We start from the raw sequence: 12,127 nt of genomic DNA on the forward strand, positions 1-12,127 counted from the left end.
TGCGGTTCGGACGCACCGGTGGTGCGCTTTTTCGGCGTGGGGTGGCGTCGTCGGCGGCGCCTGATGTCGGTGCCCGCGCGTATCTTGACCTTTATGTGTGGACGATATGCGACGACCACGAATCCGGGCCGGTTGGCGGCCGAACTGGACGCTGTCGACGAGACGGGGCTCGACGAGCCGGACGCCGCCGTCAGCTACAACGTCGCGCCGACCACGCAGGTGCTCACGGTCGTGGAGCGGCACGCGCACGGCGAACCCGACGACGATCCGCGGCTGCGGATCCGGCGGATGCGCTGGGGCCTGATCCCGCACTGGACCAAGGCGGCCGAACCCGGCGTGCCCGCCAAGGGGAAACCGCTGTTCAACGCGCGCGCCGACAAGGCGACCACCGCGCCCTCGTTCCGCGATTCGGCCAAGCACAAGCGCTGCCTCGTGCCGATGGACGGCTGGTACGAGTGGCTGGTCGAGCCGTCACCGACCGGCAAGGGCAAGGCGGTGAAGCGGCCCTTCTATATGTCGCACAGTGACGGTTCCCTGCTCTATATGGCCGGGCTCTGGTCGGTCTGGCGGGACCGCAGCCTGCCCGATGCCGAGCCGCTCATGTCGTGCACGATCCTGACCACCGACGCGAGCGGCGAGCTGGCCGGCATCCACGACCGGATGCCGTTGCCGATGCCGCGCGAACACTGGGACGCCTGGCTCGACCCGGATCACCCGGCGCCCGCCGATCTGCTGCGACCGCCCTCGCAGGCGGAGCTGGCGACGATCGTGGCGCGCCCGGTCTCCACCCTGGTCAACAATGTGCGCAACAACGGGCCCGAACTCCTGGTGCCCGACGGGTCATGAGACGACAAGGCCGGGCAGACCACAGTGTTGTGATCGTGCCCGGCCTCGGGTAGCAGTTCCTCAGAGCGAGCAGGGCACCGAGTCGGTGGCGATGTTCAACCCGCACTTGATGACTCCCGTGATCAGATCGATCACCTCGGTGGCGACCCCACCGCCGAGCTTTTCGGCCTTCTCGGCCTTCTCGTCGGTCTCGGGTGCGGTCTTCGGCGAACTCTTCGGCGTGGTGCCCTGGCCGTTGAGCGGATAGTCGCCGGGCTCGGCCTGCGACGGCGGAACCACCTGCGGAACCGCGGTGGCCGGAGCTATAGCGGCAGCGCCGAAAGTGATTACCAGGGCACCGGACAGGGCGGCGATCGTCGAACGAGCGGACATTTTCGCATCACATCCTCGGGTCGAATCGGTCGTACCGGGCGCAGAATGCGTCGAAGTGATTCGGAACGAGGCGCCGACCGGATTGCCTCAGCTGGTGATCGGGGCGGTGACGGCCGCGCAGGCACGCACCAGATCCGCGGGCGCCAACTCGATTTCGAGCCCGCGTTTGCCCGCGCTGCACAGCACCCGATCCCAGTCGAGCGCGGAGGCGTCGACAACAGTGGGCAACTTCTTGCGCTGACCCAGCGGCGAAACCCCGCCCAGCACATAGCCGGTGGTGCGCTCGGCCTTGGTCTTGTCGGCCATGCTCGCCTTCGGCGCGCCGAGCGCGGCGGCCGCCGCCTTCAACGACAGCCGCGCGGGCACCGGCAGAACGGCCACCGCGAGCGTGCCGGATGAGAGTTCGATCACCAGTGTCTTGAAGATCTGCTCGGCTCGCACTCCCAGTTCGTCGCCGAGTGCGTCGACGGCCTCGTCGCCATAGGAGTCGGCGCGTGGATCGTGGGAATAGGAATGCACCGTGTGCGCGATACCGCTGAGGGCCTTGATCGCGGGAGTCGACATAAGCGGTCACCTTAATCGCGGCCACGCCCGGTCCGGCAACCAGATTTCCGCCGGTGTGGGAACACGAATGCGGGGGTGCATGTTGCACACAAGTGACAAGCCAACGCGGCCAGAGACGACGTGAAGGAGAGATAGTGACACTGCTGCTCGAGGAGCGTCCTGTCCTGCCACGGGGTGCGCGATTGCCAGTCGATTCCGTCGTGCCGGTAGATTCGGCTACTACGGCGATCGAAGGGATTGGTGTGACGAGCGACGACGACGTGGTGTCCGACGGTGCGTCCGGCACGGAAGTCGACGAAGCCGAGCTGGCGGCCCGGTTCGAGCGCGATGCGCTCCCGATGATCGACCAGCTCTACGGCGCCGCCCTGCGGATGACCAGGAACCCGGCCGATGCCGAGGACCTGGTGCAGGAGACGTTCGTGAAGGCGTTCCAGGGGTTCAAGTCGTTCCGGGAAGGCACCAATCTGCGTGCCTGGCTGTACCGGATCCTGACCAACACCTACATCAACTCCTACCGCAAGAAGCAGCGCCAGCCCGCGCAGTACCCGACCGACGAGATCACCGACTGGCAGCTGGCGGCCACCGCCGAGCACTCCTCGGTGGGTCTGCGCTCGGCCGAGGTGGAGGCGCTGGACGCCCTGCCCGACGACCAGATCAAGTCCGCGCTACAGCAGCTGCCGGAGGAATTCCGGATGGCGGTGTACTACGCCGATGTCGAAGGCTTCCCGTACAAGGAAATCGCCGACATCATGGGCACCCCCATCGGTACCGTGATGTCTCGGCTGCACCGTGGACGCAAGCAGCTCAAGGGCCTGCTCGCCGATGTGGCGCGCGAACGTGGATTCGACCGTGGGGAACGCCAGGAGGTAGTCAAGTGAGTGACGATCCCGATCTCGACATGGACTGCACCGCGGTCCTCGCGGATGTGTGGCTCATGCTCGACAACGAGTGCGATCAGGCCACTCGGCAGCGCTTGCAGGAGCACATGGACCACTGCAGCCCGTGCATCGAGGCCTATGGCATCGAGGAGAAGATCAAGGGTCTGCTCAGCCGCAAATGCGGTGGCGAGCACGCTCCCGAAGGCCTGCGCGACCGGCTGAAGCTGGAGATCCACCGGACGATCTCGGTGACCAGGATCGAGACCACCGAAGGCTGATCAGCCCGGATACGGAAACAGCACGCTCTCAGTAGCTTCTGAGAGCGTGCTGTTGTCGTCTGTGCGCAGCGGCACGACTCAAGCGTTAGGACGCTTGCCGTGGTTTGCGGCGTTGCCCTTGCGGCTGCGCTTCTTACGTCCACGCTTACCCATGGGAGCTCCCTTCTCTGTCTGGTCGAGAGCCATTGTTTCACGTGTGGTTGGCTGTAGCTTCGGCGGATACTAACGAAGGGGTGCCATGCCTGAAGAAGTGCGCGCGGAGATGGTCTCGACCGTGCTCGCTGTCGAGGTCACCGTGGGCGAACACGTCCGGGTCGACCAGACACTGGTGCTGCTGGAATCGATGAAGATGGAGATCCCGGTGCTCACCGAGGTCGAGGGCGACATCACGTCGGTCGACGTCAGCCCGGGCCAGGTTCTCCAGGCGGGCGACCTCATCGCCACCATCGCGTAACTCACCCGAGCAACGAAGCGGTAGATCCAGCGTGGCAACACTGAGCGAGCTCCTGGCCGAACACACCGACCTTCCCGGCATCGCCGTGGACCATCTGCAACGGGTGGTGGGCGATTGGCAGTTGCTCGCCGACCTCTCGTTCTCCGATCTGCTGCTGTGGGTGGGCGCGGGCCCGGTCGTCGACGGTTCCGATGTGGTGTGTGTGGCCCAGATCCGGCCCACGACCGCGCCGACCGTGCATCTCGACGACAAGGTCGACACCACCGCCTCGCGCACCGACTTCCCGCAGGTCTTCGATGCCCTGCTCAGCGGACACACGGTGCGCACCGACACCGAGGTCGAGGTGAGCGGGGTCTATCACCCGAGCCCGGTGCACGCGGTGCGCGAAGCGATTCCGGTGCGCTGCGGCGACGATGTGATCGCCGTGCTCAGCCGCGATTCCGACCTGGCGCGCTCGCGGGTCCGCAGCACCCTCGAAACGGCGTATGTGTCGTGCGCCGACGATCTGTGCCAGATGATCGCCGACGGCAGTTTCCCGACGCCCGAGGATCGGGCGGCCACGCATTCCAGCCCGCGCGCGGGCGACGGATTCATCCGCCTCGATACCGACGGCATCGTCGTCTACGCGAGCCCGAACGCGCTCTCGGCCTATCACCGGATGGGGATGCAGGCCGATCTCGTCGGCCAGGATCTCGCGGTGACCACCCGCTCGCTGATCACCGATCCGTTCGACGCCCAGGAAGTGGTGGCCGATATCCAGGCCGCGCTCGCCGGGCGAACCGGGCGCCGGATGGAGGTCGAGGCGCGCGGGGCGACGGTGCTGTTGCGCACCCTGGTGCTGCGTCCGGGCGGGGAACTGGCCGGGCCCGCGGTGCTGGTGCGCGATGTCACCGAGGTGAAGCGGCGCGATCGCGCGCTGTTGAGCAAGGACGCCACGATCCGTGAGATCCACCACCGGGTGAAGAACAATCTGCAGACCGTGGCGGCGCTGCTGCGATTACAGGCGCGCCGCACCGAGAACCCGGAAGCTCAAGTGGCACTGACGGAATCGGTGCGACGGGTCACCTCCATCGCCTCGGTGCACGAGATGCTGTCGATGTCGGTGGACGAGGAAGTCGACCTCGACGAGGTCATCGACCGGCTGCTGCCGATCATGGCCGATGTGGCGACGGTGCACACCGCGCGGATCAAGGTGCGCCGCGCGGGTTCGCTCGGGGTGTTCTCCGCCGAACGGGCGACGCCGCTGGTGATGGTCTTGACGGAACTGGTGCAGAACGCGATCGAGCACGCCTTCGACGCGGGGGAGAACGGTACCGTGACGATTCGCTCGGAACGGTCGGCTCGCTGGCTCGACGTGATCATCTCCGACGACGGCCGTGGCCTGCCGTCAGGGTTCAGTCTGGAAGGTTCCGACCGGTTGGGTTTGCAGATCGTGCGCACCCTGGTGACCTCGGAACTGGGTGGCTCGATCGGCTTGCATCCGGGTGCCGATGTGGGCACCGACGCGGTGTTGCGGGTTCCGCTCGGCCGCCGTTCCGGGCGCTGAGGCTACGGAAACCTCAGGTGGGCAACAATAAACCCGGCACCGTGAAGGTGCCGGGTTCTCACACATGCGTTACCGGACCGGGGCTGATGGCCCGGCAACGCCAGGTCCGTCGATTCAGACGGAGGTACGCGTACGGGTGCGCGCGTTGCGCCGCTTGAGCGCGCGACGCTCGTCTTCGCTCATTCCACCCCACACGCCGGCATCCTGTCCGGACTTGAGGGCCCATGACAGGCAATCGGCCGTGACGGGGCAGCGGGCGCAGACCAGCTTGGCATCGGCAATCTGCGCGAGCGCAGGACCACTGTTACCCACCGGGAAGAACAGTTCGGGGTCCTCATCGCGACAGATGGCCTTGTGGCGCCAGTCCATTCCTCTGCTCCTTTGCGAGGGCGCCACAAAGGGCGCCTGTAGTTAGTGGATCGTTCACTTGTGCGACTCGAATGTTTCCGCACGGTTGCTTGTGAATGCTTTCACGATCACCGTAGATGTCAATAGGTCTCCGGCGCACCGTGGGGGAGATCACGCTCTAGGCCCCCACAAGGGGAACCTGCCCGGTCCTTTGTACTCGCGTCTCCGGGTTTTCGCAGCGCAACCAGGAGATTTTTCTTGCCGTCCGGTGGTCAGGACGGCTTGGGTGCCACCACGTCGAGCACGCTGGGGACGGATGTGAAATGCACCATCTTGCGTTTTCCGATGAAGTCGCCATCGATTTGCAGGCCGATCTCCTGGCCCGTCTCGATTCGCACGGACGGCACGTCGTCGGCGCGGAAAAGTATGGGCGACTTGGGGTTTCCATTCTCGGCCAGCAACTGCCGCGCAAGCAGCAGTGTGCGGGTCACACTCATCGACCGCACCGCGAACACGCCGAGGCCCGATTCGAAGGTGGTGGTGGGATTCGTGCGAATCGGGCGGTCCTCGAGATAGGTCCACGGACTCGAATTCGTGACGAAGGCGTAATAGACCTCCTCGACCGGATCCCGTCCTGTTACCTCGAGGGTGACGCTCGGATCCTGCCGCCGAGCCCGGAAGAACTGCCGGACCGTGGTACGCAGATAGCGCGCGGGCGTCGCCTTGCGGCCCTTGGCGCGCGCGGTGTCGATCGACTCGCACACATCGGCGTCGAGGCCGACGCCCGCGCTGAAGGTGAACCATCGGTCGTCGGCGAGACCGAGCCCGATCCGGCGGTCGGCATCGCGCGCCAGCAGATCGATGAGCTGGTTGGTTGCTGTCACCGGATCGGGGGAGATGCCGAGCGCGCGGGCGAAGACGTTCGCCGAGCCGCCCGGGATGATCCCGAGACGTGGGAGCCACACCTGGTCGTCGCCGACCTGGGGCACCGGCAGGAAGCCGTTGATGGTCTCGTTGACCGTCCCATCGCCACCGTGCACGACGATCAGGTCCATCTCCTGCGTCGATGCCCACTGGGCCAGTTCGGCCGCGTGGCCGCGATGCTGGGTGTGCGCAACGGTCAGCTGCGTTCGGCTCTCCAAGGCGTGAGCGAGCAGATCCCGGGTGGCCGGGGTCGTCGAGGTGGCATTGGGATTGACAATGAGCAACGTCCGCACAGTGCCGAGGGTAGTGCGCGCGGGCGAACACCCGGCGCGCGCCGGGCGCCACGACACGTCGTCGTAGGCTGGGCACGTGGCAGAGCAGGACGTGACAGACGGTGACCAGCGCGAGGGCGGCGACCAGGTGCCGACCGGTATCCCGACGACAGTGCGGGTGGCCGGTGGGCTGGTTTCGCTGGAGGGGCTGGCCGGGGTGGTGACCGCGATCGTGCTGATCGTGCGGGCGCTGACCGGACACGATCAGTCCGCGGCCAGCGGGGTCGGCACCGCGATCTGGTTCGGGGTGCTGTTCGGCGGGGTGCTCGCCGCGGGCATCGGGCTGCTGCGCGGCAAACGCTGGGGGCGGGCCATCGCGGTCATCGCGAACGTGTTGCTGTTGCCGGTGGCCTGGTCGTTGCTGACCGACTCACATCAGCCGCTGTGGGGAAGCTTGCTCGGGCTCGTGGCGGTCGCCGGATTGGCCGCGCTGTTCGCCCCCGCCACGAGTCGATTCATGGCCCAGGACTACGGCGAGATCCCCGAGGACGACGAGCGTCCGTAGGTCAGGCCGTGGCCGCGCGCAGTGCCTGGCGGCACAGGTGGTCGGCTCGGCGGGTGGTCTCGGGTTGCCGGAAACCCCGCGTGAGGGCAAGTACCCGGTCGCAGGCGGTGTCGAGGTCGATGCGGTGGCCGACCGAGACGAACAGTGGCTTCACCTCGTCGCGCGTGCGCAGCGCGCGACCGACGACCTCGCCGTCGATCGTCACGTCGCTGGCGTCACCGCGGCGCGGCCCCGGCGCGCGGTATTCGCCCCACACCGATTTGGCGACACCGATGGTCGGAATTCCGGTGAGCAATCCGACGTGACACGCCAATCCGAAACGCCGGGGATGCGCCACACCCTGTGCGTCACACACGAGTAGATCCGGTGTGACAGTGAGCTTTTCCAATGCGGCAACCGTTGCGGGCAGCTCCCGGAACGCGAGTAGCCCAGGCACATAAGGGAATTCCGAAATGCCGTGTGCTACTGCTGATTCCACCGTTTCCATGGTGGCGATGTCGATAATTACCGCGGCCGTCGCGACGGTGCCGTCGTCGGCATACGCCGAATCAATTCCGGCCGCCGTCGAAAATTGCGGCGGCGCGGGGTTTTCGGTGGATACCGAAGGGCGGAGTTCGTCCTGGAGGGCGATCGCCTCGTCGGGTGTCCGTGGCCAATCGTGGGGCAACGCGATGCGCACGGTTCAGCTCGCGGTGGCGGCCAGCGCCGACAGTTCGGCACCGGCGAGTCGATAGCCGATCCACTCGTCTTGCGGTGCGGCGCCGAGAGATCGGTAGAACTCGATCGACGGTGTGTTCCAGGTGAGCACCGACCACGACACCCGGCTGTAGCCGTGTTCGACCGCTTCGGCGGCCAGCGCCGCGATCAAGGCGCGGCCGAGCCCCGTACCGCGGGTCTCGGGTCGCACGTACAGGTCCTCCAGGTAGATGCCGTGCACGCCGTCCCAGGTGGAGTAGTTCAGGAACCAGATGGCACAGCCGACCACGTCACCATCGTTCTCGGCGACATGCGCGAAGAGCGCGGGGGCAGGCCCGAACAGCGCGGACCGCAACTGCTCCGGGGTGAGCGTGCACTCGGCGGGAGCCTTCTCGTACTCGGCCAGATCGTGGACGAGCCCGACCATCGCCGGCACGTCGGCGGGGGTGGCGCGGCGGACGAATGCGCTCATCGGTGGACTCCTTCGATCGGCTCGGTGCGGGTCGTCAGGTTGTGGCCCCAGATGGAGCGGGCGTCGTGGTCGAAGCCGAGCACACTCACCGCACCGGTCGACATCGCGAAGCGGCGTCCCTCACGCACCGCGAACTCCGCCCAGCGCGCGATCAGCACCCGCGAGAAGTGCCCGTGACCGACCAGGACCACGTCGCGCCGCGCCAGCTCCGGCTCCGCCCGGGCGAGTACCCGATCGGCCCTGGCGCCCACCTGTTCGGCCGTCTCCCCGCCGGGCACGGGCGCGGTCCACACCGTCCAGCCGGGGACGGTCTCGCGGATCTGCGCGGTCGTGATGCCCTCGTACTCGCCGTAGTTCCACTCGACCAGATCGTCGTCGACCTCGATCGGCGACAGACCTGCCAGTTCGGCGGTGTGTCTCGCCCTCAGCCGCGGACTGGTGAAGCACAGCGGATCGCGCAGGTCGAGGGATTTCAGCACCAGCCCGGCCGCGACGGCCTGGGTTTCGCCCAGCTCGGTCAGCGGCAAGTCGGTGAAGCTGGTGTGCTTGCGCTGACTCGACCACTCGGTTTCGCCGTGGCGCAGCAGGACCAGGCGGGCATCGGGTGTGGACATGGTTCCATCATGGCAGTGCGGGTTCAGCCGAGCGCGTAGAGCTGTCCGCCGCGGCGTTCGAAGACCGTGTTGCCCAGGACGGCGGTGGAGATGGTGTCGCCGCGGTAGTCGGTGCGCGCGAGCGGGATCTGGGCGACGGTCGCGCCGTTGCCGCTGTCCACCGCGAGCTGCCCGTCGGGGACCGGGACCAGCAGCCTGCCCGCCATCAGGGCGGGGGTGCCGAGAGCGTCGCGCACCGTCCAGACCGGCTGTAATGAGCTGGAGCTCAAGGCGATCAGGCTGTTGCCGGTGAAGACGTAGATGGCCGAGCCGAGGCGGGTCACCGTGGTGCGCTCGTCCCACGGGGCGGCGAGCTGGTAGGTCGCGATCTCGTTGCCGGTGCCGTCGTGCACGGCGATCCTGGCCGGCAGCCCGAGGCCGGTGGCGGTCGCGGGCGTCGGCGGGTAGTAGACCGCGATCTTGTTGTCCGACACCGCGATCACCCGCATCTGCGGCGCGTCGGCACCCGGTGCGGTGAGCACCCGCGAGCCGTATTCCTCGGGGGCGGTCGATTCCTTCGGCGCCGGGTTGAGCACGGTCAGCCGGTCGGTCGCGTCACCCGGGCAGCGCTCGAGCACGGCCAGTCGCGAAGAACTCGACGCGGCCGACCGCAGGGCACATCCGTTGCGCGGCTGGGTGTTCGGATTCACCGGGGCATCCACGTAGCCGTACTCGAGCGTGCGTACCAGATCTGAACGCCACATCTCCAGCCGGTTCGCGCCGAGCGCCAGCAGGTAGGTGCCGTCACCGCTGACACGGATCTCGTCGTCCATGTAGCTGCTGCGCGCGACCCGGCGCGCACCGGTATCGGCCTCGAGCATCACGGACTGGCTGCACCCACGCTGATCGCGATAGGTCGCGATCACGGTCCCGAACTGCGACTCGACCCCGCACAGCGGCATATCCCGGCGATACCACCACAGCTGATTGCCGGTGAGCGGATCGCGCCCACTCACGGTGCCGTGATCGCCGGTCACCACCACATTGCCCGACGTGAGCGCGCGCCTGCTCGACTCGTCGGCGGCGTGCCACTGCTCGCGCAAGGTGGTGGGCAGCTGGGTGGCCGCGGTGACGGTGGGGGCGGGGGAGGCCGCCGTCACCGAATCCGTTCCGGTGGCATCGGCGCGCGCCCATACGACGAACGCCGCCACCACGAGGGTGACGGCGATCGCGACTGCTACGAAGATATCGGCGCGCGTCCGCCGTTCGGGTGCGAGCACGAAGGCGACACTAGCCGATCGGCATCACTGGGCCGAGTTCGCCGTCGTGTGCGGGGGTGACGGGTTCTGGGGTGGGGAATCGGGCTTCGGTAGTCCCAGGTCGGTTCGACTGTGTTTGTCGGCGCGCTGGCGCGCGCGTGTCCGCGGCCCTGAGGGGTGGCCGCCGCTCCCTAGGGGTCGCGGGGGCGGGGCTGGGAGTGCTGTCATGGCGGATTCGGGGTGCCATGGCTGTGGCCGTGGGAGGGCGGGGTGAAGCGCCCTCCCCGGGGTCGGGTCAGGCGTCTACGGTGGCGGCCGCGTCGGAGACGGTGGGTTCCGCGGGCTTGCGGCGGCGCCTGCGGCGGGCCGGCTTGGCCGTGTCGTCGCCGTCGTTGTCGGCCGGGGCCGATTCGGGGGCGTCGGTGGCGGGCTCGCTCGACTCGGTGGTCGCTGCTTCGCCGGCCTCGGCGGGCTTGCGGCGGCGGCGCCTGCGGCGGGCGGGCTTGTCGCCGTCGGACGCTTCGTCGGCGTTGTCGGCCGGCTCGGTGGTCGTGGTCGACTCGGTGCCCTCGGTGTCGGCTTTGCCACCGCGGGTGCGGCGGCGGCTGCGGGAGGACTTGGGGCGCTCGGTGCGCTCCTCGACTACGGCGTCGTCGTCACGGGTGGGGGCCGCGGGCTTGCGGATCACACCGGTGATGCCCTCGGGGATGCCGAGGTCGCTGTAGAGGTGGGGGGAGCGCGAGTAGGTCTCGGCGGGGTCGGCCATGTTCAGGCCGAGCGCCTTGTTGATCGACTCCCAGCGGTGCAGTTCGTCCCAATCGATGAGGGTGATCGCGACACCGGTGCGGCCGGCGCGGCCGGTGCGGCCGATCCGGTGCACGTAGGTCTTCTCGTCCTCGGGGCACTGGTAGTTGATGACGTGGGTGACGTCGTCGATGTCGATACCGCGCGCGGCGACATCGGTGGCGACGAGCACGTCGATGGCGCCCTTGCGGAACTTGGTCAGCGCCTTCTCGCGGGCGATCTGACCGAGGTCGCCGTGCACGGCGCCGACATTGAAACCACGCTCGGCGAGATCGTCGGCCACCTTCTGCGCGGTGCGCTTGGTGCGGGTGAAGATCATCGTCGCGCCGCGGGACTCCGCCTGCAGCACGCGCGCGACCAGTTCGGCCTTGTCCATCGCGTGGGCCCGGTAGACGAACTGCGCGGTGCGATCGTGCACGGCGGAGTCGTTGGCGAGCTCGGCGCGGATGTGGGTCGGCCTGGTCAGGAAGGTGCGGGCGAGGGTGATGATCGGGCCGGGCATGGTGGCCGAGAACAGCATCGTCTGACGCTTGTCCGGCACCATCGACAGGATGCGCTCGATATCGGGCAGGAAGCCCAGGTCGAGCATCTCGTCGGCCTCGTCGAGGACGAGCACGCCGATCTTGCCCAGGATCAGGTGGTTCTGGTTCGCCAGATCCAGCAGGCGACCGGGGGTGCCGACGACCACGTCGACGCCGTCGCGCAGTGCGGCGATCTGGGTGTCGTACGGGCGGCCACCGTAGATGGCGGCGACCTTCAGCGAACCCTGGTGGTTGGTCAGGTACTTGCTCGCGTTCTCCAGGTCCTTGGTGACCTGGATGCACAGCTCGCGCGTCGGCACGATCACCAGCGCGCGCGGGGTGCCGTCGAGCGGGGTGGTGCCGGTGTCGGCGGTGGCGATGCGGTGCAGCAGCGGCACGCCGAAACCGAAGGTCTTGCCCATGCCGGTGCGGGCCTGGCCGATGAGATCCTCGCCGGCCAGTGCCAGCGGCAGGGTCAGTTCCTGAATCGCGAAGGTGCGTTCGATCCCGATCTCACCGAGTGCGCGCACGATTTCTTCGCGCACGCCCAATTCGGCGAAACTCGGCGGGATGTGGGTGTTGTCCAGTTCGGCCGTCAGGAGTGTGTCGGCCAAACCGGGTTCCTGTTCGACAGTGATCTTGCTCAGTGTTCGTGCCTTCCTCGTCATTGCATCTCGCACGCACGAGGTGGGGCGGGCCGGTCGGCCCGCGACGACCACATACCCGCCTGTGATA

16 protein-coding genes are annotated in these 12,127 nt (G+C 67.7%); 6 read left to right on the top strand and 10 right to left on the bottom strand.

The window, feature by feature from the left end; translation table 11 throughout:
* The first annotated feature begins 93 nt into the window (after positions 1-93).
* A complete protein-coding gene (locus ACWDXS_RS09440) occupies positions 94-846 on the top strand; it encodes an SOS response-associated peptidase (protein ID WP_449963972.1) in 753 nt (250 codons plus the stop codon).
* A 60-nt stretch (positions 847-906) separates the two neighbouring features.
* Here the strand turns inward: ACWDXS_RS09440 and ACWDXS_RS09445 are convergent, their stop codons facing one another.
* The gene (locus tag ACWDXS_RS09445) at positions 907-1,218 is read right to left on the bottom strand and encodes a hypothetical protein (protein WP_378993555.1); all 312 of its coding nucleotides are present in this window, start codon (positions 1,216-1,218) and stop codon (positions 907-909) included.
* 87 nt (positions 1,219-1,305) lie between these two features.
* On the bottom strand, positions 1,306-1,782 hold the full coding sequence (gene ybaK, locus ACWDXS_RS09450) for a Cys-tRNA(Pro) deacylase (RefSeq protein WP_449963976.1): 477 nt from the start codon (positions 1,780-1,782) through the stop codon (positions 1,306-1,308).
* 164 nt (positions 1,783-1,946) lie between these two features.
* Between ybaK and ACWDXS_RS09455 the strand changes: the two genes are divergently transcribed.
* Positions 1,947-2,660, top strand: coding sequence for a sigma-70 family RNA polymerase sigma factor (locus ACWDXS_RS09455; RefSeq protein ID WP_378993574.1), 714 nt, complete (start codon positions 1,947-1,949; stop codon positions 2,658-2,660).
* Positions 2,661-2,680: 20 nt separating this feature from the next.
* Positions 2,681-2,938 carry a mycothiol system anti-sigma-R factor gene (rsrA, locus tag ACWDXS_RS09460; protein WP_378993575.1) on the top strand — a complete coding sequence of 86 codons (258 nt, stop codon included), beginning with the start codon at positions 2,681-2,683 and terminating at the stop codon, positions 2,936-2,938.
* A 78-nt stretch (positions 2,939-3,016) separates the two neighbouring features.
* Here rsrA and ACWDXS_RS09465 read toward each other — a convergent pair whose 3' ends face one another.
* Positions 3,017-3,091: a 50S ribosomal protein bL37 gene (locus ACWDXS_RS09465; protein WP_022597109.1), complete on the bottom strand. Its 75-nt coding sequence runs from the start codon at positions 3,089-3,091 to the stop codon at positions 3,017-3,019.
* Positions 3,092-3,176: 85 nt separating this feature from the next.
* Here ACWDXS_RS09465 and ACWDXS_RS09470 point away from each other — a divergent pair, with 85 nt between their 5' ends.
* Positions 3,177-3,392, top strand: a complete 216-nt coding sequence (locus ACWDXS_RS09470; RefSeq protein WP_378632681.1) for a biotin/lipoyl-binding carrier protein — start codon at positions 3,177-3,179, stop codon at positions 3,390-3,392.
* Between the two features lie 31 nt (positions 3,393-3,423).
* Positions 3,424-4,938, top strand: coding sequence for a sensor histidine kinase (locus ACWDXS_RS09475; protein ID WP_379312578.1), 1,515 nt, complete (start codon positions 3,424-3,426; stop codon positions 4,936-4,938).
* A 114-nt stretch (positions 4,939-5,052) separates the two neighbouring features.
* On the opposite strand, the gene ACWDXS_RS09480 is transcribed toward ACWDXS_RS09475, so the two are convergent.
* Together ACWDXS_RS09480 and ACWDXS_RS09485 are read right to left on the bottom strand one after the other, a co-directional pair.
* The gene (locus ACWDXS_RS09480) at positions 5,053-5,307 is read right to left on the bottom strand and encodes a WhiB family transcriptional regulator (protein ID WP_022567051.1); all 255 of its coding nucleotides are present in this window, start codon (positions 5,305-5,307) and stop codon (positions 5,053-5,055) included.
* A gap of 251 nt (positions 5,308-5,558) precedes the next feature.
* Positions 5,559-6,503 (bottom strand): diacylglycerol/lipid kinase family protein, encoded by a 945-nt coding sequence (locus ACWDXS_RS09485; protein ID WP_449963981.1) that lies wholly within the window; start codon positions 6,501-6,503, stop codon positions 5,559-5,561.
* Between the two features lie 139 nt (positions 6,504-6,642).
* On the opposite strand from ACWDXS_RS09485, the gene ACWDXS_RS09490 reads away from it, so the two are divergent.
* A complete protein-coding gene (locus ACWDXS_RS09490) occupies positions 6,643-7,047 on the top strand; it encodes a hypothetical protein (RefSeq protein ID WP_378652422.1) in 405 nt (134 codons plus the stop codon).
* A gap of 1 nt (position 7,048) precedes the next feature.
* Here the strand turns inward: ACWDXS_RS09490 and ACWDXS_RS09495 are convergent, their stop codons facing one another.
* From ACWDXS_RS09495 to ACWDXS_RS09515, 5 genes are all read right to left on the bottom strand, one after another.
* Positions 7,049-7,726, bottom strand: coding sequence for an endonuclease V (locus tag ACWDXS_RS09495; RefSeq protein ID WP_378993558.1), 678 nt, complete (start codon positions 7,724-7,726; stop codon positions 7,049-7,051).
* Between the two features lie 3 nt (positions 7,727-7,729).
* The gene (locus ACWDXS_RS09500) at positions 7,730-8,215 is read right to left on the bottom strand and encodes a GNAT family N-acetyltransferase (protein ID WP_378993559.1); all 486 of its coding nucleotides are present in this window, start codon (positions 8,213-8,215) and stop codon (positions 7,730-7,732) included.
* On the bottom strand, positions 8,212-8,829 hold the full coding sequence (locus tag ACWDXS_RS09505; protein ID WP_378993560.1) for an acid phosphatase: 618 nt from the start codon (positions 8,827-8,829) through the stop codon (positions 8,212-8,214). The genes ACWDXS_RS09500 and ACWDXS_RS09505 overlap by 4 nt, the downstream gene beginning before the upstream one ends.
* Positions 8,830-8,852: 23 nt before the next feature.
* Complete coding sequence (locus ACWDXS_RS09510) at positions 8,853-10,088, bottom strand: Rv3212 family protein (RefSeq protein WP_378993561.1); 1,236 nt, start codon at positions 10,086-10,088, stop codon at positions 8,853-8,855.
* Between the two features lie 274 nt (positions 10,089-10,362).
* A complete protein-coding gene (locus ACWDXS_RS09515; protein WP_449963987.1) occupies positions 10,363-12,060 on the bottom strand; it encodes a DEAD/DEAH box helicase in 1,698 nt (565 codons plus the stop codon).
* Positions 12,061-12,127 lie beyond the last annotated feature (67 nt).

Source organism: Nocardia sp. NPDC003183, assembly GCF_053590715.1.